22 protein-coding genes and 1 tRNA gene are annotated in these 22361 nt (G+C 64.8%); 16 read left to right on the top strand and 7 right to left on the bottom strand.

Annotation, left to right across the window (positions count from 1 at the left end):
* The first annotated feature begins 87 nt into the window (after positions 1–87).
* From I6F20_RS16460 to I6F20_RS16435, 6 genes are all read left to right on the top strand, one after another.
* Entirely contained in the window at positions 88–1587 is a 1500-nt protein-coding gene (locus tag I6F20_RS16460; protein ID WP_036014057.1) for a sensor histidine kinase, read from the top strand.
* Positions 1588–1883: 296 nt separating this feature from the next.
* Positions 1884–1960, top strand: a tRNA-Arg gene (locus I6F20_RS16455).
* Positions 1961–2044: 84 nt separating this feature from the next.
* Positions 2045–2401: a 6-carboxytetrahydropterin synthase QueD gene (gene queD / locus I6F20_RS16450; protein WP_109145451.1), complete on the top strand. Its 357-nt coding sequence runs from the start codon at positions 2045–2047 to the stop codon at positions 2399–2401.
* A 237-nt stretch (positions 2402–2638) separates the two neighbouring features.
* Positions 2639–4504 carry a tetratricopeptide repeat protein gene (locus I6F20_RS16445; RefSeq protein WP_225126995.1) on the top strand — a complete coding sequence of 622 codons (1866 nt, stop codon included), beginning with the start codon at positions 2639–2641 and terminating at the stop codon, positions 4502–4504.
* 87 nt (positions 4505–4591) lie between these two features.
* The gene (locus I6F20_RS16440; protein ID WP_225126994.1) at positions 4592–5494 is read left to right on the top strand and encodes a hypothetical protein; all 903 of its coding nucleotides are present in this window, start codon (positions 4592–4594) and stop codon (positions 5492–5494) included.
* Between the two features lie 101 nt (positions 5495–5595).
* Positions 5596–6237: a hypothetical protein gene (locus I6F20_RS16435; RefSeq protein WP_225126993.1), complete on the top strand. Its 642-nt coding sequence runs from the start codon at positions 5596–5598 to the stop codon at positions 6235–6237.
* Positions 6238–6327: 90 nt separating this feature from the next.
* Here I6F20_RS16435 and I6F20_RS16430 read toward each other — a convergent pair whose 3' ends face one another.
* Together I6F20_RS16430 and I6F20_RS16425 are read right to left on the bottom strand one after the other, a co-directional pair.
* Positions 6328–7119, bottom strand: a complete 792-nt coding sequence (locus I6F20_RS16430; RefSeq protein ID WP_225126992.1) for a phytanoyl-CoA dioxygenase family protein — start codon at positions 7117–7119, stop codon at positions 6328–6330.
* 184 nt (positions 7120–7303) lie between these two features.
* Positions 7304–7630 (bottom strand): hypothetical protein, encoded by a 327-nt coding sequence (locus I6F20_RS16425; protein WP_036014049.1) that lies wholly within the window; start codon positions 7628–7630, stop codon positions 7304–7306.
* A 275-nt stretch (positions 7631–7905) separates the two neighbouring features.
* Between I6F20_RS16425 and I6F20_RS16420 the strand changes: the two genes are divergently transcribed.
* Positions 7906–8571: a class I SAM-dependent methyltransferase gene (locus tag I6F20_RS16420; protein ID WP_036014038.1), complete on the top strand. Its 666-nt coding sequence runs from the start codon at positions 7906–7908 to the stop codon at positions 8569–8571.
* A gap of 15 nt (positions 8572–8586) precedes the next feature.
* On the top strand, positions 8587–9630 hold the full coding sequence (locus tag I6F20_RS16415; protein ID WP_225126991.1) for a zinc-binding dehydrogenase: 1044 nt from the start codon (positions 8587–8589) through the stop codon (positions 9628–9630).
* Between the two features lie 30 nt (positions 9631–9660).
* On the opposite strand, the gene I6F20_RS16410 is transcribed toward I6F20_RS16415, so the two are convergent.
* Complete coding sequence (locus I6F20_RS16410) at positions 9661–10524, bottom strand: LysR family transcriptional regulator (protein WP_225127161.1); 864 nt, start codon at positions 10522–10524, stop codon at positions 9661–9663.
* A 101-nt stretch (positions 10525–10625) separates the two neighbouring features.
* Between I6F20_RS16410 and I6F20_RS16405 the strand changes: the two genes are divergently transcribed.
* The 7 genes from I6F20_RS16405 to I6F20_RS16375 all read left to right on the top strand — a co-directional run bounded on the left by I6F20_RS16405 (position 10626) and on the right by I6F20_RS16375 (position 19501).
* The gene (locus I6F20_RS16405) at positions 10626–11936 is read left to right on the top strand and encodes an aspartate aminotransferase family protein (protein ID WP_225126990.1); all 1311 of its coding nucleotides are present in this window, start codon (positions 10626–10628) and stop codon (positions 11934–11936) included.
* 20 nt (positions 11937–11956) lie between these two features.
* The gene (locus I6F20_RS16400; protein ID WP_225126989.1) at positions 11957–13567 is read left to right on the top strand and encodes a gamma-glutamyltransferase family protein; all 1611 of its coding nucleotides are present in this window, start codon (positions 11957–11959) and stop codon (positions 13565–13567) included.
* 199 nt (positions 13568–13766) lie between these two features.
* Positions 13767–15926 carry a GumC family protein gene (locus I6F20_RS16395; protein WP_225126988.1) on the top strand — a complete coding sequence of 720 codons (2160 nt, stop codon included), beginning with the start codon at positions 13767–13769 and terminating at the stop codon, positions 15924–15926.
* A gap of 2 nt (positions 15927–15928) precedes the next feature.
* A complete protein-coding gene (locus tag I6F20_RS16390; RefSeq protein WP_225126986.1) occupies positions 15929–17092 on the top strand; it encodes a glycoside hydrolase family 5 protein in 1164 nt (387 codons plus the stop codon).
* A 56-nt stretch (positions 17093–17148) separates the two neighbouring features.
* The gene (locus I6F20_RS16385; protein WP_225126985.1) at positions 17149–18708 is read left to right on the top strand and encodes a hypothetical protein; all 1560 of its coding nucleotides are present in this window, start codon (positions 17149–17151) and stop codon (positions 18706–18708) included.
* A 105-nt stretch (positions 18709–18813) separates the two neighbouring features.
* Positions 18814–19032 carry a hypothetical protein gene (locus I6F20_RS16380; protein WP_036026528.1) on the top strand — a complete coding sequence of 73 codons (219 nt, stop codon included), beginning with the start codon at positions 18814–18816 and terminating at the stop codon, positions 19030–19032.
* Positions 19033–19042: 10 nt separating this feature from the next.
* The gene (locus I6F20_RS16375) at positions 19043–19501 is read left to right on the top strand and encodes a hypothetical protein (protein ID WP_225126984.1); all 459 of its coding nucleotides are present in this window, start codon (positions 19043–19045) and stop codon (positions 19499–19501) included.
* A gap of 87 nt (positions 19502–19588) precedes the next feature.
* On the opposite strand, the gene I6F20_RS16370 is transcribed toward I6F20_RS16375, so the two are convergent.
* Complete coding sequence (locus tag I6F20_RS16370) at positions 19589–20017, bottom strand: hypothetical protein (protein ID WP_036026530.1); 429 nt, start codon at positions 20015–20017, stop codon at positions 19589–19591.
* Between the two features lie 44 nt (positions 20018–20061).
* On the opposite strand from I6F20_RS16370, the gene I6F20_RS16365 reads away from it, so the two are divergent.
* Positions 20062–20340, top strand: coding sequence for a hypothetical protein (locus I6F20_RS16365; protein ID WP_192893365.1), 279 nt, complete (start codon positions 20062–20064; stop codon positions 20338–20340).
* Positions 20341–20452: 112 nt separating this feature from the next.
* On the opposite strand, the gene I6F20_RS16360 is transcribed toward I6F20_RS16365, so the two are convergent.
* The 3 genes from I6F20_RS16360 to I6F20_RS16350 form a co-directional block, all read right to left on the bottom strand.
* A complete protein-coding gene (locus I6F20_RS16360) occupies positions 20453–20953 on the bottom strand; it encodes a hypothetical protein (RefSeq protein ID WP_057027814.1) in 501 nt (166 codons plus the stop codon).
* 206 nt (positions 20954–21159) lie between these two features.
* On the bottom strand, positions 21160–21552 hold the full coding sequence (locus tag I6F20_RS16355) for a hypothetical protein (RefSeq protein ID WP_225126983.1): 393 nt from the start codon (positions 21550–21552) through the stop codon (positions 21160–21162).
* Between the two features lie 72 nt (positions 21553–21624).
* Positions 21625–21969 (bottom strand): DUF1236 domain-containing protein, encoded by a 345-nt coding sequence (locus tag I6F20_RS16350; protein ID WP_036026829.1) that lies wholly within the window; start codon positions 21967–21969, stop codon positions 21625–21627.
* Positions 21970–22361 lie beyond the last annotated feature (392 nt).

Here is a 22361-nt window from a genome sequence, read left to right as displayed (position 1 = left end):
CACCTCGGCAGATTAGCGATCCGTAATTTGACCGGACATCGGTCGGGTCGCATCCTCCATCAGCCAAGGCCAACAGGGGCGAGTTTCGTGCCAGCCACAGATCGCCAGCCGATCCAGGATCTGGATCAGCCAGACCAGCCGGCGACGCGGCCCCGCGGCTCGCGCGGGCTCGGGTTGTCCGGCAAGCTGCTGCTGCTCACCATTCCCTTGGTGATGATCGCCGCGGTGCTGCTCTACGTGCCAGCCATCGCGAATTTCTGGGTCAACCGGCTGAATGATCGCGTCGCGGCGGCCAACACCGCGGCGCTGGTGCTGGATGCGGCGCCGCTCGGCATGGTCCCCGATTCGCTGTCGCGGCAGATCCTGAAGAGCATCAATGCCCGCGCCGTCGCAATCAAGATGGGCCAGCAGCGCCGGCTGCTCGCCAGCGACAACATTCCGGCCGCCATCGAGCACGACATCGACCTGCGCGACATGACGGCCTGGGAGGCCATCACCGGCTCGTTCCGGATGATGCTGGAGACCGGCAACCAGGCCATCCGCATCGTCGGCCCCGGGGTCGGCAATGCCCAGTTCATCGAGATCGTCACCGACGAGCTGCCGCTGCGGAAGCAGATGTACCGCTTCTCCCGCAACCTCGTCGTGGTCGCGTTGATCATCGCGGTGCTGACCGCGGGCCTCGTCTATCTCGCGCTTCATTATCTCTTCGTGCGCCCGATGCGGCGGCTGACCGCGAGCCTGGTCGGCTTCCACGAGAATCCCGAGAGCTCGGCCGGCATCATCGTGCCGAGCCAGCGCAGCGACGAGATCGGGGTCGCCGAGCGCGAATTGTCCGACATGCAGCGCGACCTGATGTCGATGCTGAATCAGAAGAGCCGGCTCGCTGCCCTCGGCCTCGCGGTCTCCAAGATCAACCACGATCTGCGCAATCTGCTCGCCTCGGCCCAGCTGCTGTCGGATCAGCTCGCCAGCGTGCCGGATCCGCGCGTGCAGCGCTTTGCGCCCAAGCTCGTGCGCTCGCTCGAGCGCGCCATCGCCTTCTGCCAGTCGACATTGTCCTACGGCCGCGCCCAGGAGGCCGCACCCGACCGCCGCATGATCCTGATCGAGCCTGTGGTGATGGAGGTGCGGGAGACCGCGGGGCTCGCCAACGACGCCTCGATCGCCTGGGTCGCCGCGATCGAGCGCGGGCTCGCGGTCGACGCCGACCCCGACCAGCTGTTCCGCGTCTTGCTCAACCTCGTCCGCAACGCCGCCCAGGCGCTCGAAAGCCATGCGGCGGGTGAGGGGCGCGTGCAGCAGATCCGGATCACCGGAAAGCGCGAAGGCGCCGTCGCCATTCTCGAGGTCTCCGACACCGGCCCCGGCGTTCCCCCGAAGACCCGGGAGCGCCTGTTCGAGGCCTTCCAGACCTCGGGCCGCCCCGGCGGCAGCGGCCTTGGCCTCGCCATCGCCGCCGAGCTGGTCCGCGCCCATGGCGGCGAGATCCACCTGGTCGAAGGCACCATCGGCGCCACGTTCCGCATCGTCATCCCCGACCGTCCCGTGGAACTGCTCTCCATCCGCAACGAGCGCCAGAGGGCTTAAGGCTAGGCCAGCGGCCGACTGAAACGAGCTGGGCCATCGCCATTCCTTCCGTCATTCCGGGACGACCCGAAGGGTCGGGCCCGGAATCCATAACCCCGGCTGGTGGTTATGGATTCCGGGCTCGCGACTTCGTCGCGCCCCGGAATGACGAAGAGAAGTGCGGAAATGCCCCAAAATACCGGCGAGCCGGACCTTGCCAATCGGGACAAGAGCGGTTAGTCAGAGCGCTCTTTCGCACCCCCTCCGGCTCCGCCGGGGGCTGCTTGCGGGCCCTGCCCGCGCTGTTTGCGAAACACGCGCCCGTAGCTCAGCTGGATAGAGCATCAGACTACGAATCTGAGGGTCGGACGTTCGAATCGTTCCGGGCGCGCCATTCTTTGCCGAAAGGTCAGGACAGGACAGCATCTGGTCGCCAGACCGGCCCGAGACCGGATGGCCATGCCGTGTGGGGAGCTGGATGAGGATATCGCAGGCGTTCAAGTTCGAGGCGGCGCATCGGCTGCCAAACGTGCCCGAGACTCACAGGTGCAGCCGGCTGCATGGTCATTCCTATCGGGTCGAGGTCCAGCTGGATGGGCCGGTTGACCCGCACACCGGCTTCGTCGCTGATTTCTTCGATATCGAGAAAAGCTTCGCCGGCATCATGGCGGCGCTGGACCACCAGTGCCTGAACGAGGTCGACGGCCTCGCGAATCCGACCGCCGAGAATATCGCGGTCTGGATCTGGGACCGCTTGAAGCCCAGCCTGCCGCAGCTGTGGGCGGTCCGCGTCTATGAAACGGCGGATTGCTGGGCCGAATATCAGGGGCGGTGACGACGGCCCGCTGACCCAGCGCCGGCCTCACCGTCGCCATATGGGAACCCGCAGGGAAACTCTGGATCAGCCGTATGAGCGGAGTGGTGCTGCTTGCGCGCCGCCGGACGGGTCTCATTGCTCACGAATATATGAGCTGTGTTGATAACCGCATGCGGGTTGGAAGGTTTAATTTCAAGCTGGCGTAGAATGTCCGCAATGCCAGTTGTGCTTGGCCCCTGTACAGGGAAACCGTTGATGGAACGCAAGCTCGCCGCGATCATGGCCGCCGACATCGTCAGCTACAGCCTGATGATGGCCGAAAACGAGGCCTCCACCTATAAAGAGCTGCGCACGGTCTTCGACAATCTGATCGAGCCCACAGTCGCGCAGCATGGTGGACGCATCTTCAAGAAGACCGGCGACGGGTTTCTGGCGATGTTTCCCAGCGTCAACGAAGCCGTTGATGCGGGCTCTGCCATCCAGCAAGGGTTCGACAACGCCCCGTTTGAGCTGCGCATAGGCATCAACCTCGGTGATGTCATCGAGGATAATGGCGATATGTACGGCGACGGCGTTAATGTCGCCACACGGCTCGAGACGATGGCCGATCCCGGTAGCATCTTTGTTAGCGGCGCTGTCGTCATGGCCGCAGACCGCAATCGCGGCGATGTGTTCGCGCGTGTGGGCCGCAGGCGCGCCAAAAACATTCCCGACCGTCTTAACGTCTACCGGGTCCGACGCGCGCAATCCTCGTGGTCTCGCTGGCGAAAAGTCCCGCGCGTTCTACGCGGTACCGCTGCGCGCTGGTCATATGGCGTCGCCGCCGTAGCCCTTGTCCTCATCGGCACCCAAATCCAACCGCTTTCCCTGGCGGCGATGGTCAGCCGGCTCCCGGCCGCGCTATCTTTCGACCAGACCCGCGCCGACCCGCGCCCGTCAGTTGCGGTCATGCCCTTTGCGACCATGGGCGGGGACCAGTCGTACTTTGCAGACGGGCTGACCGAGGATGTGACCACAGCGCTTGCAAGGAATTCCGAGCTTCAGATCATCGCGCGGGACTCCACCTATGCCGTGCGCGGGCAAGAAAGCGATATGCGCAAGCTCGGGGCAAAGCTGGGCGTTTCCTACGTGGTGGAAGGCAGCGCGCGCCGCGAGGGGGACCGGCTTCGCGTCTCGGCGCAGCTGATCGACGTGAAATCGGGCGCGCACCTTTGGTCGCGCAGCTTCGACAGGCAGGTTGCCGACGTCTTCACCGTACAAAGCGAGCTGACCACGGAAATCGTCGCCCAGCTCGCGCCGTATATCGGCCGAAGTGAAGCCATCGCTGCCGCGCAACGGCCGACCGACAACCTCCAGGCTTACGATTTTCTCTTGCGGGCCCGTCATCGATACCGGCATGGCGTCCAGGATGCGGAAGCACTTATGGAGGCACGCGGCCTATATCAGCGCGCGCTGGAAATGGACCCGGCCTATGCCGCCGCCCGTGCGGGCTTGGCCCTCACTTACATCGCGGATGTGGCCAAGAGGTCGAGTGGTCGGGCGACAGCGCATGAGCTGGAACTAGGTCTTAGCGAAGCGCGCCAGGCTGTGCGCCTCGATCCCAATCTCTCGCTCGGCTATCAGGTGATCAGCTTCGGGCTGGCGGTGCAGGGCGATTATGCGGGCGGCTTGCAGGCCGCCAAGCGCGCCGTCGAACTGAATCCCAATGACCCGGATAGCATGATGGCATTGGCAAAAGCACAAGTCCGTTTCGGGGACTACGCGGACGCTGTTGCCAATGCCGAGCGGGCGCGTCGCCTTCATCCCATGGCACCGGAATATTACGCCTATGTGCATGGCCAGGCTCTTTACGCCGCTGATCGTCGCGATGAGTCGGCTACCGTGATCTCCGAATGCCTTGTAAGGGCGCCGCGCGATGCCAACTGCCTGCTCATACAGGCTGCGCTGCAAGGGCGGCGCGGTGATATAGAAGCGGCGCAGCTGACGATGGCAAGCTTGGTAGGGGCCCAACCGACATTTTCGTTGGAGGCAGAGCGCTCTTATCGCCGGTTTGGCAACAAGCCGCTCATGGAGCAGTTCCTGAAGGACCTGACGGTGGCGAAGGCACCGGGGGCTGCGTAATAGGATTCTGTGTAGCTGAAATTCAATGAGATAGCAGTTCTCAGTTTCATCTCGTCGCGCGCGCCGTTTCGATGGTAAGTTCGTCCGATGCGCACGATCGATCATCTATTCTCCCGCTTCGTTTTATTCCTTGCCATCGCAGCCGCCTCGGTGCTTCCCGCGCGCGCGGCCGAAACCTGCCCGTTCATCAGCGCCCAGGAGCTCGCCCGGGCGATGCCGGCGCTGAAATGGTCGCTGATTTCGAACCAGGACGGCCGCGGCTGCATCTACCAGGCCGGGCGCGGCGACACGATGATGCTCTCCGTGTTCCGCAATCCCGACAAGGACCGCGCCAGGGAATTGTACGCGACCTTCGTCAAGACGCTTGGCGAACGCATGCCGCTGAGCGCAGTGTCCGGAATCGGCGACGAGGGCCAGGGCGGAACGAGCGCGGCGGGCGCGGAACGCCAGGAGGCCTCGGTCGTCGCCCTGTCCGGCGATTACATTCTGCAGATCAGCGTCTATCCGAACGGCCGGCGTGCCGATGATGCGCTGCTCGCGCCGATCACTGAGGCCGCGCGCGTTGCCGTCGGCAATGTGAGCAGGAGCAGCGAGCGGTTCGGCAATTGCGAGTGGCTCACGGCCGCCGATGCCGACGGCTTTCTCGACAACGGCACGCTGACGGTGCAGCGGACCGGGGCAGGCAGCTGCATGATGTTCGATCGTGAGGCCAACACCATGACCGTCGCGGTGATCACGACCTCGCGCGATACCGCCATCGGCATGATGAAGCGTGCAGGGCCATGCACGCACGTGGCGATCCCCGAGCTCGGCCGCGAAGCCTTCGGCGAGCATTCCTGCACCAAGGGCAACGGCAACGCCGTCCACATCCATGTCTGGAAGAACGGCCGCCAGGCTTCGATCCTGTTCGCCCCGGTCAAGCCGCATCCGCAGTCCGGCTCGGTCGAGCGCCTGAAGGCGGTTGCCGCGCGGGTGTATGGGAAACTGTGACGACGGTGGTCGGGGTCACACTTGCGCCGCGCAGTTCTGAATTGCGTTTGCCGTTGGTGCAGCTATCGTCCCACACCCCACGGTCTGCTGGAAAGCCCTTGATGTCTAAGCGTCGCACATGGTCCGCAGCCAGTGGCTTGATCTGTGTCGCTGCCGCGCTGCTGCTATCAGCCCTCACCGCCGATGCCCAGGAGGCACAGTGGTCTCCGTTGTGGGATGCCTTGACGAAGCGGTCCGACGCAAAGGTGGTTGATGGCGTCAATGACAAGGGCAAGGCGACGCGACGTATAGATCTCTCCTCGGGGGTGTCCTTCTTTTTGGAGCGCGATGGCGACCGGATCATGAGTACCGGGTTCGACAACAGCGGACGCGGAGCCGTGCAATGCAGTTGGGAGATTTATGTCGGGGTTCGAGCCTACACCGAAGTTTGCCAGCCGAGCGAAGATCAAGCCTTTGAAGCCGATCTGGACGATGCGATAGCTCGCATGAACGAGTTCATCGTTGAGAACAGCATCGTTCCCGTGACCAAATCGGAGCTTCAGGATGCCATTCGGCAACGTAAGCAGCACGTCGGGGACGTGGTGCGCGGGCAATCCGACGACGATCGCCGCAAGCTGTGCGAAGCCAACCCTATTCGTCCCATGAGCATTGCATTGCGGTCCGCTTCGCACGACTTGCGAGTTTCAACTTTGAACACGCTCTTGTCCGTCAAGCGACCACCCGTGAAAAATCCGTGCCTTTGAGCGTGCCGCTGTCGGCGTGATGCGGTTTCGCAAACGACACAAGGCGACAGCAACATCCGGGACCGCCCAGCGGCCCCGGATGCCATCCGCCTACACCGTCAGCCCGCAAGCCCGCCGGATCGCGATCTGAATCGGCGAAGGTGGCAGCGCCGGATCGAATTCGCGCTTCGGCAGCAGCGGAGGCTGTGCCATGAAGCGCGGCTCTTTCCCGCGGTGGGGTTGCGCGGCATGAACCAGGAACGGGTGGCACAGATAGACGGTGCCTGGCTTGCCGGTCGCAAGTTCAACCTCGCGATCCCTTGTCGACGCCCAGTCGCCGGCAGCAAGTTGCCGGAGCGTTGCGCCCGCCTCGCCATGGGGCAGTAGCTCCCGCGCGATGGCCGCATGCGAGCCTTTCCGGATTCGCGTGGGCGCATCATCGTTTCCGACGTCCGAGAACAGGAAGAGCATCAGCAGCGCACGGCCGCTGCTCTTCACATTGGCACGCCATTCCATGAAGTCGGCATGGGCTGTGCCAAAGCTCATGTCCACATGCCAGCCATCGTCGCCTGGCGATTGCGATGACGGGAAGCGGATCGGAAACGTTCCGAGGCCCCTGGGCGCAAGCCAGCGCCCTTCGCCGGCGAGCTGATCATAGGCCTTGTGCAGACGCGGCGTGTTCGCGGCTTCAATGAAGGGGGGCGTCGCTTTGGCGCCGACCCGGACAACGGGCTCGGTCCAATGTTCGGGCTCGTCCGGCGACAGGCCGATATCCGCCCACAGCTCGTCCCTGCATTGCTTGGCAAGGTCGGTGCTGAAGGCATTCTCGAGTTTGACGAAACCGTCGTCGATGAAGGTCTGGACCTGACGGGGCGTCAGGCCAACCTGTTCGGTCTTGGGCATTGCACATCTCTCCGTTCGGCTACCGCAGCGCGCGTAGCCGTTTGATCTGAGTGGCGCAGGAGCGCCGGAACGACGTTCGGCCGTTCAGATCAGCGGGAAGAATGTGGAGATGAACATCATGGCGGGAACGTATAGCGCGGCGGAGCGGGGAATCAAGACACGGACAAGCGGATGAGCGAGGCCTTCACCGCAGGCCCTGCTCGTCGATCAGGATGCGGTGGATCTCGATGCGCTCCGGCAGCTCGATCAGGAACTCCGCGTCGCGCGCGAGATGATGGACCTTGGTCGGCTCGCCCTTGGTGAAAGCCGTCATGGCTGCGATGTCCGCCCAATAGGAAATGGTGGTGAACCACGTCTCCTCGTCGCGGTCCTCGCGCAATTGCTGCACGCCGAGCGCGGTCTTTCGCAGCGGCGGGATGCCCTCGGCCTGCAGATAGGCCTGGTAGGCGTCGGCGAGGTCGCGGCGGGTACGGCCGCGCCAGACGCGGGCGATGGTCGGCTTGGTCGGCATGGCAGGATTCTCCTCGCTGCCGAACGCCGTGCGGCGCATCTCGTTCCAGCGTCGCCATGTCACGGCCGCCGGCAGCCGCGGCTGGAACCTGGCGCTTGGTCGGCACTGGCGATTCATCGGCCGGATCTTGACCGGCGCCGCGGCAGCATTTCCACATCATTGATCTGAAACAATGATGGTCTTCGCGACAAATGCTAGGGCCAGTCGCAGGTCACGTGCGAGGCTCCCCAGGCCGGTCAAGACAATCTCCGCGCGTGATGAAATCCGAGGGCTCAATGGGACGACTGCTGAATATCGTAACGCCGCTGCACACTGCGACCAAGCGCGACTACATGGGCCGCATGAACGACGACAAGATCGGCTGCTCGCTGAAGGCGCGGGAGTACGAGGCCGATTACTGGGACGGCGATCGCCGTTTCGGTTATGGCGGCTACCGCTTCATCGAGGGGCGCTGGGCCCCCGTCGCCAAGGCGCTGATCGAGACCTATGGCCTGAAGGACGGGTCGAGCGTGCTCGACGTCGGCTGCGGCAAGGGCTTTCTGCTGTACGAGATGCAGAAGATCCTGCCGGGTCTGAAGGTCACCGGCTTCGACATTTCCAAGCATGGTCTTGCCAATGCACACGAGCAGGTGAAGCCGTATCTGTTCAACTATCGCGCCCAGGACGTCTATCCCTATGGCGACGACAGCTTCGACCTCGTCATCTCGCTCGGCACCCTGCACAATCTCAGGCTCTACGAGCTCGAGGCCGCGCTCAAGGAGATCGAGCGGGTCGGCAAGAACAAATACGTCATGGTCGAGGGCTACCGGAACGTCACCGAGCTGCACAACCTCGAATGCTGGGCGCTAACGGCAGAATCCATCCTGCACACCTCGGAATGGATCTGGCTCTACGGCAAGCTCGGCTACACCGGCGATTACGAATTCATCTATTTCGAGTGACCGGGCGCGCGACCCATGGACATCAAGACTGCAAAGGCCGCGATCCTCGTCGAATCCGGCAAGCCGCTGATCGTCGACGAGTTCAATCTGCCCGACAGGCTCGAGCACGGTCAGGTGCTCGCCCATGTGCACACGTCGAGCATTTGCGGCGCGCAGATCAACGAGATCGACGCCGTCAAGGGCGTCGACAAGTTCCTGCCGCACCTGTTGGGGCACGAGGCGCTGGCGACCATCGTCGAAACCGGACCCGGCGTCGTCTCCTGCAAGCAGGGCGACACCGTCGTCATGCATTGGCGGCCGGGCAAGGGCATCCAGTCCAACACGCCGGTCTATTCCTGGCGCGGCAAGCGCCTCAATGCGGGCTGGGTCACCACCTTCAACGAATATGCCGTGGTGTCGGAAAATCGCGTCACGCCCGTTCCTGATACGATCGACCGCACCAGTGCGCCGCTGCTCGGCTGCGCGGTGACGACCGCGCTCGGCGTCGTCAACAACGATGCGCAGATCGCCATCGGCGAAGCCGTCGTCGTATTCGGTGTCGGCGGCGTCGGATTGAACATCGTGCAATTCGCCGCGATGGTCGGCGCATGGCCGGTCATTGCGATCGATCGCCTCGACAACAAGCTGGCCATGGCGAAGGATTTCGGCGCCACCCACATCATCAATTCCGAGACCGTGAAGGATGTGGCCGCCGAGGTCCGGTCCGTCACGGGGGCCGACGGCCCCGACAAGGTCGTCGAGACCACCGGCGTCAAGAACCTGATCGAGCTCGCCTACGAGATCACGGCCAAGAAAGGCCGCTGCATCCTCGTCGGCGTGCCCCGCGAGAAGGCCGAGATCTATACCCTGCCGTTGCACTTCGAGAAGGTGCTGAAGGGCTCGGAAGGCGGGCAATGCCAGCCCGCGCGCGATATCCCGCGCCTGGTGCGACTCAGCGACGCCGGCAAGGTGAGCTACCGCGGCATCGTGACCCACCAATTCGCGCTCGACGACATCAACGACGCCCTGGATCTGATGCGCAGCGGCACATCGGGACGGATCCTCCTGAACATCAGCTGAGCGCTGCGCTCGCCGCACACGCGCAGGTCACTAATCGATCTCCGCCTTGGTCTTCAGTCCGGGCAATACGGTGCGGACGTGCTCGGCCAGCGTCGTCGCCAGCAGCGAGGGCCTCGCCTCCGAGAATTCGAGCGCGATGCCGATGGTCGGAAGCAGGGGCAGTCCGGCCGAGACGACGTGTAGATCGAACGGGACGGCGGTTCGTGTCAGGACGCTGATCGCATGACCGGACCGCGCGATCGCGATCAGGCCGGCGAGGCTGTTGCTCGCGTAGGCGACCCTGTAGCGCCGATTGACCGCGTCCATCGCGGCGCAGGCGGCGCGGTAGTCCAGGCTCATCGGCGCCGCCAGCGCCAGCGGCAGCACATCCTGCGTCAGTATTTTCGGTTCGGCCTCGTTCGCAACCCAGACGAAGCGCTCCTCGCGGATCACCTCGCGCGCTCCGGCATCGGACAGCGAGACCAGCGCCATGTCGATCTGGCGCCGCGCCAACATCGGGCGCAGCTCGGAGGTCGGTGCGCAGACCATGCGCAGCTCGACATTGGGATGCAGCGCGCAGAACCCCTTCAGCAGCGCCGGCAGGAAAGCGATCGAATAGTCCTCCGGGCAGCCCAGGCTCAGCGTCCCTTTGAGACTCTCGCCGCTCATGTCGGCGAGAATCTCGTCGTGCTGCGCCAGCAGCATCTCGGCGTGGGCGAGCAGTTTCTCGCCGGCCGCGGTCAGTCTCATGCCGGATCCGCTGCGGTGAAACAGCGGCTGCGTGATCGTCTGTTCCAGCCGTTGCATCTGCATGCTGAGCGCGGACTGTGTCCGGCCAATCTGCAAGGCCGCCAGGCTGATCGAGCCGGTGCGGGCCACGACGACGAAATTCCTCAGAAGGGTGAGATCCAGCATCGACATCAGGAAGATTGATATCCAGATTGAATTATATCAATTAGCCTGAAGTCAAATTCTTGACTAGAGGTCGGACGTCCCCCAAGCGAGAGGTGGCTGTCATGACCTTGAACGCTGATTCCGATTTCTGGGCGTCCGCCAACACGCATCTGACCCGCTATGGGCCGAGTTTCGAACCCGTCATCATCGAGCGTGCGGCCGGCAGTTTCGTCTACGACGCCGACGGACGCGCCATCCTCGACTTCACCTCGGGTCAGATGAGCGCCGTGCTGGGGCACACGCATCCCGACATCGTTGCTACGGTCGCACGGCAAATGGATGCGGTCGCTCATCTCTTCAGCGGCATGCTCTCGCGTCCGGTGGTGACGTTGGCCGAGCGTCTCGCTGCGCTTGCGCCCGGTCTCGACCGCGTGCAGCTGCTGACGACAGGCGCGGAAGCCAATGAAGCGGCGATCCGGATGGCCAAGCTCGTCACCGGCCGGCACGAAATCGTCGCCTTCGCGCAAAGCTGGCACGGCATGACCGGCGCGGCGGCGTCGGCGACCTACAGCGCGGGCCGGCGCGGTTATGGGCCGGCCGCGGTCGGATCGTTCGTCATTCCCGCGCCGAACGCCTATCGGCCGCGCTTCAGGAACGTCGACGGCAGCAACGACTGGCAGACCGAGCTCGACGATGCGTTCGCACTGATCGACAGCCAGTCGACCGGTAGTCTGGCGGCCTTCATCGCCGAGCCGATCCTCTCCAGCGGCGGCATTCTGGAACTGCCGCTCGGCTATCTCGCGGCCTTGAAGCAAAAATGCGAGCAGCGCGGCATGCTGCTGATCCTCGACGAAGCTCAGACCGGAATCGGCCGCACCGGGCACATGTTTGCCTTCGAGCGTGACGGCGTGGTGCCTGATATTCTCACGCTGTCGAAGACGCTCGGCGCCGGTCTGCCGCTCGCCGCGGTCATGACGACAAAGGCCATCGAGCAGACCGCGTTCGAGCGCGGCTTCCTGTTCTACACCACGCATGTCTCCGATCCCTTGCCCGCCGCGATCGGCGTCACGGTGCTCGACGTGGTCGCGCGCGACGGGTTAGTGGCGCAGGCAACCGCCAGGGGCAACAGGCTCCGGGATGGATTGCTGTCGCTGCAGCAAAAGTTCGAATGCGTCGGTGACGTCAGGGGCCGCGGGCTTCTGCTTGGTCTTGAAATCGTCGTCGACCGGCAGTCCAAGACGCCGGGGTTTGAACTCGGCGCGCGGATCATGGAGGAGACCATGCGTCGCGGTCTCAGCATGAACATCGTCAAGTTGCCCAGCATGGGCGGCGTATTCCGCATCGCGCCGCCGCTCACGGTGTCCGAGGCCGAAATCGATCGCGGTCTCGAGATCATGTCGGAGGCGATCCAGGCTGCTGCGACGACGCACTGATCGGGGAAGGCCTTTTCCGGATGCAACTCGCCAGGACATATGGGCGTCCGACGCTGTTCTCGCGGCACGGCATGGTCGCCGCCGCGCATCCGCTCGCGGCACAGGCCGGTGCACGAATCCTGATGCAGGGCGGCAATGCGTTCGATGCGGCCGTCGCCACGGCGGCCGCCCTCAACGTGGTCGAGCCGTTCATGTCGGGGCTTGCCGGGTTTGGACTGGCCACGATCTGGGTGGCGATCGAGCAGCGCATTCGCGTGCTCGACTTCGCGCCGCCGATGCCCGCAAGCTTCCCGGTCGGCAGATACACCAGCAGATTCGAGCTCGAGCGCGGTCCGCAGGCAGCCTCGACGCCCGGCAATCTCGCGGGCTGGTGCGAGCTGCTCTCGCGCTATGGACGCAAATCGCTTCCGGACGTCTTTGCGCCGGCGATCACGCTGGCGCAGGGCGGCTTTGCGCTCTCGGATTTCGGTGTTGATGAGATCAACGAGCAGGTGCCGCTGCTCGAACCCTGGCCGGAGCTGCACGCGGCACTGGTCAGGAACTATCTCCCGGATGGAACGCCGGTGAAGCTCGGCAGCATCGTCGCGCAGCCTGATCTCGCGCAGACTCTTGCCGAGATCTCCGAATGGGGGCCCGAGTATCTGTATGGCGGCAAGCTCGGCCGGCGGATCGTGGACCATCTCGCCACGCTCGGCGGCAGCCTGACGCTGGACGATGTCATCGCCGTCAAGCCGCATTGGTTCGATCCCTTGACCGTGTCCTATCGGGGGCTCGAGCTTCACGTCCCGGCGCAGCAATGCGGCGGCTTCCAGTTCGCCCTGACCCTCAAGATCCTTGAAGGCTTTGACCTCGGGCGTCTGCCGAAGGACGGTGCCGATCATCTCGACACGGTCTATCGCGCGATCCGTCTCGCCGCCGGCGAGCGCATCGCCCATGGCAATCTGGGACCGGATCAAGCCGCTGCAGCAATGTCCGAGGCGACGATCGCGCGGCTTCGCCAGCGTGTGAGCGACGGCCGGCCGATCACGGGCCCGACAGAGCAATGGATGCCGCAGGATCGTGCCGATCCCGGCCACACCACCTCGTTCTCGATCGCCGACGCCGAAGGCAATCTGGTCTGCATGACGCAAAGTCTCGGCAGCCCGTTCGGCAGCGGCGTCGTGGTGCCGGGGACCGGCGTTTGCCTCAACAATCATCTGCATTGGGCCGACGTGCAGCCGGGAAGCCCGAACCTCGCCAAGCCGGGCGATGCGTTGCCGGTGACGCTGGCACCGTCGATTGCGACGCGCGGCAGCCGTCCGGTGCTCGCGCTGGGGACGCCCGGCAGCTACGGCATCCCGCAAACCCAGGCCCAGGCTTATGTGCAGCACATCGAGTTCGGCCTTCCGCTGCAGCAGGCGATCGAGGCGCCGCGTTCACGGCTGTGGGACGGCCGCTTCATTCAGGCAGAGAACCGCATCGCGCCGGAGACCATCGCCGAACTGAAGCGCCGCGGCCACGAGATCGAGATTTTGGACACCGGATGGACCATGCTCTGCGGAGGCATGCAGGCCGTCGCGCTCGATCCGGTAACCGGCGTGATGACGGGTGCCGCCGATCCGAGGCGGGACGGGTATGTCATCGGCTTGTGAGCGGTCGCACATCGAGGCGAGCGCAGGCAGCGCCGCCGATGTGCGCCGCGCCTGAATGGCTGGCCGCGTCGCGTTAACGAATCGTTCACCACCCAAGATCATCCCAGCCCAGCCGAGCCGTAACCGGCGGTTAACCATGGATATTTACGGTGTAGCAAGCCTCAGAGCTATGACTGTCAGTTGATTTCGAGTCCAACCCATGGCGTTCGGTAGCCGCGCATCTCCGCGAAGCATCGCCCCGACGGAGCAAGCGGCTTCGTGGGAAGCGCCGCGCGCTGGGAAGGCGAAGCTTGACGGCGCCTCGCCGGGACTGACCAAGGGATCGTTGACCGTCTCCGGGACGCTGTCCTTTCTGCGCGAGAACGGCCGGCGCATTCTGACGCTGGCGCTGGCGCTGTTCGCCCTCGGCGTCGTCGCCCTGATGGTGCTTCCGGTCCGCTATGCCGCGACGGCCCTGGTCGTGCTCGATCCGCGCGAGCTGCGCGTGACCTCGGAGCAGGACGTGCTGCCCGGCATCGGCCAGGATGCCGCGGCGCTGCAGAGCCAGATCGAGATCGCCAAGTCCGACGGCTTCCTCCGCCCCCTGATCGAGCAGCTCAAGATCGCGGACGACGAGGACATCGCGGGCGGTTATACCGACATGACGCGCCTGCTCGAGAAATTCCGCAACCGCCTTGAGATCACCCGGCGCGGGCTGACCTACGTCATCGCGATTTCCTTCACCTCCAACCGGCCGGATCGCGCCGCCTACTATGCCAATGCCATCGCCGAGGCCTTCGTCGCCAGCCAGGGCCGCGTCCGCACCGAGGCGACGGACGAGGCGGCCGGCTGGCTCCAGGACCGGCTGAAAACGCTGAGCGAGCGCCTGCGCGCGTCGGAAGACGCCGTCGCCGCCTTCCGGCTCGAGCACAACATCGTCAATGCCGGCAAGGAATCCACCACGCAGCAATTGCGGGTGACCGATCTGACCCAGCAGGTCTCCGCCGCCCGCGCCCGCACTGAGGAGGCCAAGGCGCGCTACGAGCAGGTGCAGCGCGACGTCAAGGCCAATGTCGAAGGGCCGGTGAAGCAGGATCTCCTCAGCATGCTGCGCGCGCAGCGCTCGGCGCTGAACGACCAGATCGCGCAGAAGAAGGCGGTCTATGGCGACCGCCATCCCGACCTTGCGATCTCCTACAGCCAGCTGGCGGATATCAACCGGCAGATCGAGATCGAGCGGAAGAAGAACATCGATACGGCCAAGTCCGAATATGAGGCCCAGCTGGAGCAGCAGAACGCGCTGGAAAAGCAGCTCAAGGCGGTCGAGACCAAGATGCTGCGCGACGGCCAGGCGCTGGTGAAGCTGCAGGAGCTGCAGCGCGACGCCGATGCCAACCGCAACATCTACGAGCAGTTCCTGTCGCGGTTCAAGACCACCAATGAGCAGCGTCAGCTGCAGGCGTCCCAGACCAAGATCGCATCGGTTGCCATTCCGCCGTTGCGCTCGACGCGTCCGCCGCTCGCCTTGCTGCTCGCGGCGCTGGCGATCGGCTCGCTGCTGACGTCGACCGCCGCCGTTGCGGTGACGACCAGCCTGTCCGCCGACAAGCCCGAATCCGTTGAGGCGCCTGTCTCACGTGAAGCGGAGGAGACGCCCAACCGGCAAGTTTCCCCTCCTGCCGCCGCCGCGCGCCCAGCCGAGGCGATGCCCCGCCTTCCTGTCTGGGCTCGCATCCCCGAGCTGGCGCCAGGCGCCGGGATCAACGGAGGCGGGATCAACACGGTCTGGCAAAGACCGGTCAGCGCGTCGGCCGAGCTCGATCTCGGTCCTCACCTACGGCCGTTGCTCGAACGCATCGACCGCGTGCCGGTGCGCGGCTGCAAGGTCGCGCTGGTTTTGTCGGTCGGCAAGAGCGCCGGCGGCAACACCGTGGCGCGCGCCCTCAATCGTGCCGCCGTGAACCGCGGCATGATGAGCGTGCTGATCCGGCTCCAGCCGGAATTTGCAGGCTCCCAGCCGCCTGTGACCGAATGGCAGGACGGCTCGACCACGGCGGGACTTCAGTCGATCGACGAGTTGCTGAGTGCCGGCCGCAAGCCCGATGCGCGGCCCGAGGACGATATCCGCTCGGAGTTCGACCTGATCGTGGTCCACGCCGGCAATCTCGCCTTGCAGCCCGACGCCATTGCGCTCGCCGCGCATGCGGACCTGATCGTCCTGGTGGCGCGCGCCGGCGAGCTTGGTTCGTCGGCGATGCGCAGGGTGACCGCGGCGCTGGCAAGATACGCGGCGGTGCCGACCGGCCTCGTCGTCAATCACGTGCCCGCTGATTCAATGGTGGCTCAGCCCGACGGTGGCGCTTTGGGCCTTGCGGTGTGACGATGACAGCCTTGCGCTGCCGTCTGCTGGCTGCGGCGATGCTGTTGTCGATCGCGGTCGGCCGTCCGGTATTCGCCGAGGATTGCGTGCCACTGCCGTCGACGGTTTCGCCCGGGCGGCTTGCCGCCCTCTCGCGCGGCTTCAACGCCGACGGCTGGATCAACGGTGCGCCGCCGAGCCGCGCGCTGCTGCAGCAGCTGCGCAAGGCGGGCATGAGCCATGTCCGCCTGCCGGTGCCGGCGGAGCGCGTGATGCCGCGCTTTGCCGCAAAGGACGAGCGCGAGGCGACGCTGCGCGTGCTAGACGGCGCGTTGAAGCAGCTGACCTCGCTCGGCTATTCCAGCTCCGTCGACCTTCATCCGGGCGAGCGCTTCAATCGCCTGCACAAGGATAATCCGGATGCAGCGATGGGCGAGATGCAGGAGGCCTGGCGCGCGCTTGCTGGGGTCATTCGGTCATATCCAGCCGATCTAGTCTTCGCCGAGTTGCTCAACGAACCCGATATCGAAGCGGACCGATGGCAAAAGGAGGTCGAGGCGCTCGCCGCCTTCGTTCGCCGGTTGCTGCCCGCCACCACGCTCATCGTCGGTCCGGTCAACTGGCAGCGCGCGGACTCGCTGCCGCGGTTTCGCCCGCTGGCGGACCCTGACGTCGTCTATGCCATCCATTTCTACGATCCGATGGTGTTCACCCATCAGGGGCACTGGGACGCGCGCGATCCGCTGCACGACATCATGGATCTGCCTTATCCGATCAATGCCGGCGATCCCAAGGTTCAGGCGCTTCGGCAGGATTTGCAGGACAGGGCCGCCGTCAAGGCGCTCGCCATGCTCGATACCGCGATTGCCGCCGCCAGGGACAAGCCGGGGGCCGATCGCTGGCTCGCGCCCGCGCTCGCATGGCAGCAGCAATTTTCGCGGCCGATCGTCGTCAATGAGTTCGGCGTGTTGAAAGCCGGCGCGCCCAGGCAGAGCCGGTTGCGCTGGCTGGCGGAGGTCACAGCCTATGCCCGCGCGCATTGCTGGGGCTGGGCGCATTGGGAATTGGCGCAAGGCTTTGGCCTTGTCGATGCCGCGACCGGCAAGCCCGATCCCGACGTGATGGAAGCGCTGCTCGGCGCGCCCGTCCGGCCTGAAGGGGCTCGCGCCACGCGCCGTGATCGTTAACGGATCCTTACCCCTCGCGCGGCTATCGTGTCCGGCGCGATGGCAAAGGACGATTGATGAGCGCCGGGTACTCACCGCAAGGCCAGAGCGTGCAGGCCGCGCCGCCACCTCCGACTTGGCGCGAGTTGACCGCGACCTTCTGCATCGCCATCGCGACGATCAGCTCTGCGCCGGTTCTGCACCTCGCCAATCCCGCGCTGGCCATCATCATCGAGGTCCTGATCGGTATCGCCATCGTCGTTGCGGTCCCGACCTGGGCCCCGGCGGTCGCGATCTTCGTCCTGTTCTTCCAGAACCTGTTCGTCTCCATCCTGTCGCCGCTGGTCCCGCTCCCCTCCGATCTCGACTTCATCAAGGGCTACAATTTCCTGATTTGCTCCGTGATGTGGCTGGCGACGTTTGCGCTCTACGTGCTGGGCCAGAGGAGCCAGTCGAGGGAAATCAATCAGATCATGCGCTGGGGCGTCGTCACCCTCGCCGTCGTCTCGCTCTATTTCGCGATCGGCTTCGTCCAGGACGGACAGCCGGCGGCGGTCTATTTGCGCAACATCGTTCTGCCGCTGTTTTTGTTTCAGCTGTCGCTCCTGACCGCGGCAACCTTTGAGGTGCGCATCACGCCGTTCCTGGTCGCGCTCGCGGTCATCCTCATGCTGTGCGGCTATGTCGAACTCGTCTTGCGCGATGTCTGGCTGGCCGTCACCAACGGCCATACGTTCTGGGGCTTCGACGAGCTCAAGGCGACCCATTCCGGCGTCTGGGAAACCCAGATGCGGCAGACCGGCAACGTGCCCGTCACACTCAAGGATCGTTTCAGCTTCGATTTCCTGAACACGCCCTTGCTCGAAGGCTTCGGCCTGTCGAAGATGCTGCGCATTCACGGCCCGAACATGCACCCGATCAGCTTCGCCTACGGGATCGGCTTTCTCGCCCTGTTCCTGTTCTCGGTCGGACGCCCGCTGCTCGCCCTGGCAGCCCTGCCGCTGCTGGTCTTCTGCAGCGTGAAGGGAGCGCTCATCACCGTCGTCTTCGTGGCTGCGGGCTGGATCGGGACTCGCCTCATCGGTGCCGTAGCGACATTGCTGCTGGGGTTCGCCGGCATGATCGCCTTTGCGATCCTGGCGATCCGCATCGGCCTGCAGATCGGCGACTATCACGTCATCGGCCTGATGGGCGGCCTCGACGGATTCGTGCAGAGACCTTACGGCCGGGGCCTCGGCATCGGCGGCAATTTGTCGGACAGCTATTTTTCGATCGATTGGAGCGCTGCGCAGGCGGCCGGCACGATCGACGGCGCGGTCGAAAGCGCGATCGGCGTCCTCTTGTACCAGATGGGCATCGCGGCCTTCGTGCCGCTGGCCTTCTATTTCGCGATGGCGCTCAAGGCCTGGCGCCTCTACGCGTCGTCGGGATATCTGACGCAGGGCCTCGCCGGCTTCGGAATTCTGGTCGTTCTGCTCAACGGATTATTTCAGGAAGAGGCCCTGTTCGCGCCGCTCGCGCTGGGCCTGATGCTCTCGCTCGCCGGTCTCGTCATCGGCAGCCATGCGAGGGTGCAGAGCGTTGCAAACGAGCATGCCGAGCCCGCTCGGCTCACCGGCTACCAGCCGGCTGCGTGAGCTGCCGACCTGCCGACGGTCCCAGTACTCGGGACCGTGCCCATCCAGGAACTTCCGGTTTTTCCCGGCGTTGAACACGACCCGCACAAGCGGCCGACGCACGCGATGAAGAATTTTTCCAACGCCGAATTTTCTCCCGAGGTGATCGAGATCATGACGACCGCGCTGGAAGCTGCGGTTGCGACCCTGCCGGATCCCGTGCATTCCTCGCATGTCAACGCGCTCGCCGAATCCATCCTGCGCACCGCCGGCGCTGGCGAGCGGGACGTCTCCAACCTGCAAAGGATGGCCTTGATGGAGCTGCAACTGGCGCCGCGCAAATGACGAGGCGGACATGAAGACATTGCTTGCCGCAATCATCGCGCTCTGTGCGACATCCTCGATCGCCTCGGCAAGCGGCTGGAGGACTTACCGCATCCCGGAATCCGGAACGTCGGTCGACATTCCCGCCGCGATCTTCACCGAACCGGCCGGCAAGCCTGACGGATGTGGGCAGCATTTCCGCAGCTCCGACGGCAATGCCGACTTCACCGTTCAGGCCGTCGAGAACCGGCAAGGTCTGTCGCCGGCCGAATTCCTCGCCAGCAAGAATCCGCCGACGGGGATCATCTACAAACGGATCAGCTCGAACTTCTTCGTGGTCTCGAGCATCAAGCGCGACAAGATCTGGTACAACCGCTGCAATTTCGCGCGCGGCTACGTGCACTGCGTTCTGATCAACTACCCGGCCGCCCAGAAGCGGCGATGGGATGCCGTCGTCACCCGGATCAGCCACAGCCTGCGTGGTGGCTGAGCCGGCTCGCAAGACGGAAAGTCGAAAACGGAAAAGCTGCCCGGGCCAAGCCGGGCAGCAGGTGGTGAGGAATAGAGCCGCGCGAGGCTAGCGGGCCGTCGTCGTCGTCCTCGACATTGTCGGCTTCGAGCCCGGCACATGCGACATCGTCTTGGTGGTCGAGCCGACCTGCTCGCCGGCCTTGACCTTGGTGCGGGTGTGCGAGCGGCTGAACGTGCCGCCATCATGGGCTTGCGCGCGGGCGTTGGAGTTCAGTACCGGACCGTTGCCCTTGTTCATGCTGACGCCGGTCTTGGTCTTGCCGTCGACGGTAGCGGCGCTTCCGCCGGCCGCGATCGAAGAGCCGGTGCGGCCCGTCGCCGAGGTGGACGTTCCGCCGGTGCCGACGGTGGAGGCGGAGGTGCCGCCCGCTGCAGCCGAGCCGCCGCTGCCACCGGTGATGCTGGTCTGCGCCAGCAATGGTGAAGTGGCGGCAAGCAGAAGCGCGACCGCCGAGGTCGTAACGAGCGTTCTCATGTTTTCAAATCCTTTCTATGCCTTAAGGCGACGAGGTCGAGATTGTGCAGCCGTTGACGGTGATGGTGCTGGCGCTGGTGGAGCCGGGCCCACCCGCCGTCGACGAGGAGCTCGAGACGTGGCCGCCGCCCGCTTGCACATTGACCGACGATCCGCCGGCAGAGCTCGAGCTCGACAGCGAGCCGCTCGATGCGGTCGAGCCCGTCGTGCCTGAACCCGATGCGCCCGCGGCCGTGATGCTGCCGTCCGCATGCTTCACCACCGTCACCTTGCACGTCTCGCCCGACGCCGTCTTGCCGGTCTTTTCCATGGTAGCCGCCTGAGCTGCGCTAAACGTCAGTGCCAACGCTGCGATCGCAATGATTGATCTGTTCATGCGAGTTCTCCTCCAACAAAGACGAAGGAGCGGCATCGCTGCCGCTCCTGGTCAAGGCACTAGTTCTTGTCCTTCTTCCACTCGTCCTTGTTATGGCCCTTGCCCTTTTCGAGGCCCATGTCGCTGGCGTGGCTACCGGACTTGCCGTCGCCCATGCCGGGCGATTTCGACGAACCGGACTGGCCAACGGTCGAGCCGCCCGCAGCCGAGCCGCCAGTGCCGACGCTGGATGAGCTCTTGCCATCGCCCGCCGATGAACCACCGGTGCCGAGCGTCGAGGCCGAGCCGCTGCCCGAGCCACTGCCGGCCGCCGATCCGCCGGTGCCGACGGTCGAAGAGCTGGTGCCGCCGCCGGCCGAAGAGCCGCCGGTGCCGAGCGTCGAAGCAGAGCCTGACCCGCTGCCGCCAGCCGAAGAGCCACCGGTGCCCACCGTCGAAGAGCTGGTGCCGCCGCCGGCCGATGAACCGCCGGTGCCGACCGTCGAGCTCGATTGCGCAACGGCGAGCGCCGTGCCGGCCAGCAGCGCGGCCGCAGCCGCAGAGAGCTTCAGGATCCTCATGTGCATTTCCTCCAGGTTTCCAAAAATCAAATCGCCAATCAGGCCCGGGATAAATTGGCAATCGCGGAAACGTTCCTTGTATCGGACACGTTGACGCTTCGATTCAGCCTGAGACAGTTCCGCGACGCGACGCGCACAGCTTTTATTCATTCAGCGTTCATCTGGTGCTGCGGCCATGGAGTCGCGTTCGCTACGATCGCCGGCTCTCAGAATGCTCCGGCCGTCACCTGACGCGTGGAGAGGCGAGAGGAAGCCGCGCGGCCATTCCGATTCCAATGCAGACCGGCTGCGCGCGCCGTGTCGCGCCGAGATGCCGCGACGTCCGGCGTTCGCGTTTCAAGCATCGTCAATGCGCCGCTCGTACCGCGATCAGGCGCGTCGGCGGCGAGCAGGGGAGTGGAGACGGTGGTGGCGATCCGAGTGGATGTGTCGAAGATGATTTTTTCAGGCAGCGCCCGTGCGGAGTGGATGCGAATGGTGGCCCGAGCGGCCTCCGGGCCGGCAGCACGCTCCGCGGGCTGCGGCAGAGAGCGATCCAGCAACAAGAGCAGCGCCACCGCGAAAATGCTCGCAAATACGACGTATCGGACGATCGGCATCAGGCGCTACCGCAAACGAGCTGTCGAAAGAATGCACGGGCGGGCCGCCGCGACGACCCGCCGTGCGGCGGTTTAGTCGATCTCCTGGACGACCATGCGGCTGCCGGGATCGACCAACATCACGCGGTTGCCCGAGTAGACGTAGCGGTACTTGGTGAGCGAGGGACCCCAGTCACTCGGCACGGCTGCGAGCTCGACGTCGCTCGGCACGGGCGAACCGACGACGATCTTTTCGCGCGTTTCGACCGGACGGATCTTGCGCTCGGTGACGTAGGACCGGATCTTGGTGCGGTACTCCGGTTCGATCTGCACGGCCGCGCCGTGCCCGGCTCCGGTCGTGGTGGTGACGGTGGTTTGTGCCATCGCGCCCGTCGACACGAGCAGAGCGGCGGCCGAAATCAACATGAGCTTCTTCATTGCGTTCTCCCTCGCCGCTGCATGCGGCGCTGCAATGAACTCGCCATCAGCTGCGCCGTTCCGGCAAAACCCGGAACGTTTGCCGTTTTTTCCCGTTCTCTCCCGGGAGGATTCAACTGGAGGAGAGGAAAATGCCTGTGTTCATTCTTTGGGCAGTCCCCGCGCTCATCGTCCTGGGCGGCGGCATCTATCTCATCGGCTATCTGCACTGAATGTGAAGGTTCCGGTTTCCGGACAAAGGAAGAAACCGGACCCCCACATCCGCTCGCGCGCTCGAGGCCGGTGCTCCGGCCACGCCGTCGCCCTCGGCTTCCGATCATCGCATTGTCACGCTCCGGTCATCTCCGCTGCATCGTCCGTTGCTCTTGTCCCGCGCGCCAGAGCCTGCTTCG

Source organism: Bradyrhizobium sp. IC3123 (assembly GCF_020193625.1).
In the GTDB taxonomy this organism is placed as follows: Bacteria; Pseudomonadota; Alphaproteobacteria; order Rhizobiales; family Xanthobacteraceae; genus Bradyrhizobium; species Bradyrhizobium yuanmingense.
This window is presented reverse-complemented; position numbering and strand designations above follow the sequence as displayed.

Bases quoted from the DNA above. Each gene is read 5' to 3' on its own strand.
- I6F20_RS16395 (WP_225126988.1), top strand. From the start codon at position 13,767: ATGGCGTTCGGTAGCCGCGCATCTCCGCGAAGCATCGCCCCGACGGAG.
- I6F20_RS16440 (WP_225126994.1), top strand. From the start codon at position 4,592: ATGCGCACGATCGATCATCTATTCTCCCGCTTCGTTTTATTCCTTGCC.
- I6F20_RS16385 (WP_225126985.1), top strand. From the start codon at position 17,149: ATGAGCGCCGGGTACTCACCGCAAGGCCAGAGCGTGCAGGCCGCGCCG.
- I6F20_RS16350 (WP_036026829.1), bottom strand. From the start codon at position 21,969: ATGAAGAAGCTCATGTTGATTTCGGCCGCCGCTCTGCTCGTGTCGACG.
- I6F20_RS16380 (WP_036026528.1), top strand. From the start codon at position 18,814: ATGAAGAATTTTTCCAACGCCGAATTTTCTCCCGAGGTGATCGAGATC.
- I6F20_RS16415 (WP_225126991.1), top strand. From the start codon at position 8,587: ATGGACATCAAGACTGCAAAGGCCGCGATCCTCGTCGAATCCGGCAAG.
- I6F20_RS16355 (WP_225126983.1), bottom strand. From the start codon at position 21,552: ATGCCGATCGTCCGATACGTCGTATTTGCGAGCATTTTCGCGGTGGCG.
- I6F20_RS16405 (WP_225126990.1), top strand. From the start codon at position 10,626: ATGACCTTGAACGCTGATTCCGATTTCTGGGCGTCCGCCAACACGCAT.
- I6F20_RS16390 (WP_225126986.1), top strand. From the start codon at position 15,929: ATGACAGCCTTGCGCTGCCGTCTGCTGGCTGCGGCGATGCTGTTGTCG.
- I6F20_RS16435 (WP_225126993.1), top strand. From the start codon at position 5,596: ATGTCTAAGCGTCGCACATGGTCCGCAGCCAGTGGCTTGATCTGTGTC.
- I6F20_RS16430 (WP_225126992.1), bottom strand. From the start codon at position 7,119: ATGCCCAAGACCGAACAGGTTGGCCTGACGCCCCGTCAGGTCCAGACC.
- I6F20_RS16400 (WP_225126989.1), top strand. From the start codon at position 11,957: ATGCAACTCGCCAGGACATATGGGCGTCCGACGCTGTTCTCGCGGCAC.
- I6F20_RS16425 (WP_036014049.1), bottom strand. From the start codon at position 7,630: ATGCCGACCAAGCCGACCATCGCCCGCGTCTGGCGCGGCCGTACCCGC.
- I6F20_RS16370 (WP_036026530.1), bottom strand. From the start codon at position 20,017: ATGAGAACGCTCGTTACGACCTCGGCGGTCGCGCTTCTGCTTGCCGCC.
- I6F20_RS16445 (WP_225126995.1), top strand. From the start codon at position 2,639: ATGGAACGCAAGCTCGCCGCGATCATGGCCGCCGACATCGTCAGCTAC.
- I6F20_RS16375 (WP_225126984.1), top strand. From the start codon at position 19,043: ATGAAGACATTGCTTGCCGCAATCATCGCGCTCTGTGCGACATCCTCG.
- I6F20_RS16420 (WP_036014038.1), top strand. From the start codon at position 7,906: ATGGGACGACTGCTGAATATCGTAACGCCGCTGCACACTGCGACCAAG.
- I6F20_RS16410 (WP_225127161.1), bottom strand. From the start codon at position 10,524: ATGCTGGATCTCACCCTTCTGAGGAATTTCGTCGTCGTGGCCCGCACC.
- queD (WP_109145451.1), top strand. From the start codon at position 2,045: ATGAGGATATCGCAGGCGTTCAAGTTCGAGGCGGCGCATCGGCTGCCA.
- I6F20_RS16360 (WP_057027814.1), bottom strand. From the start codon at position 20,953: ATGAGGATCCTGAAGCTCTCTGCGGCTGCGGCCGCGCTGCTGGCCGGC.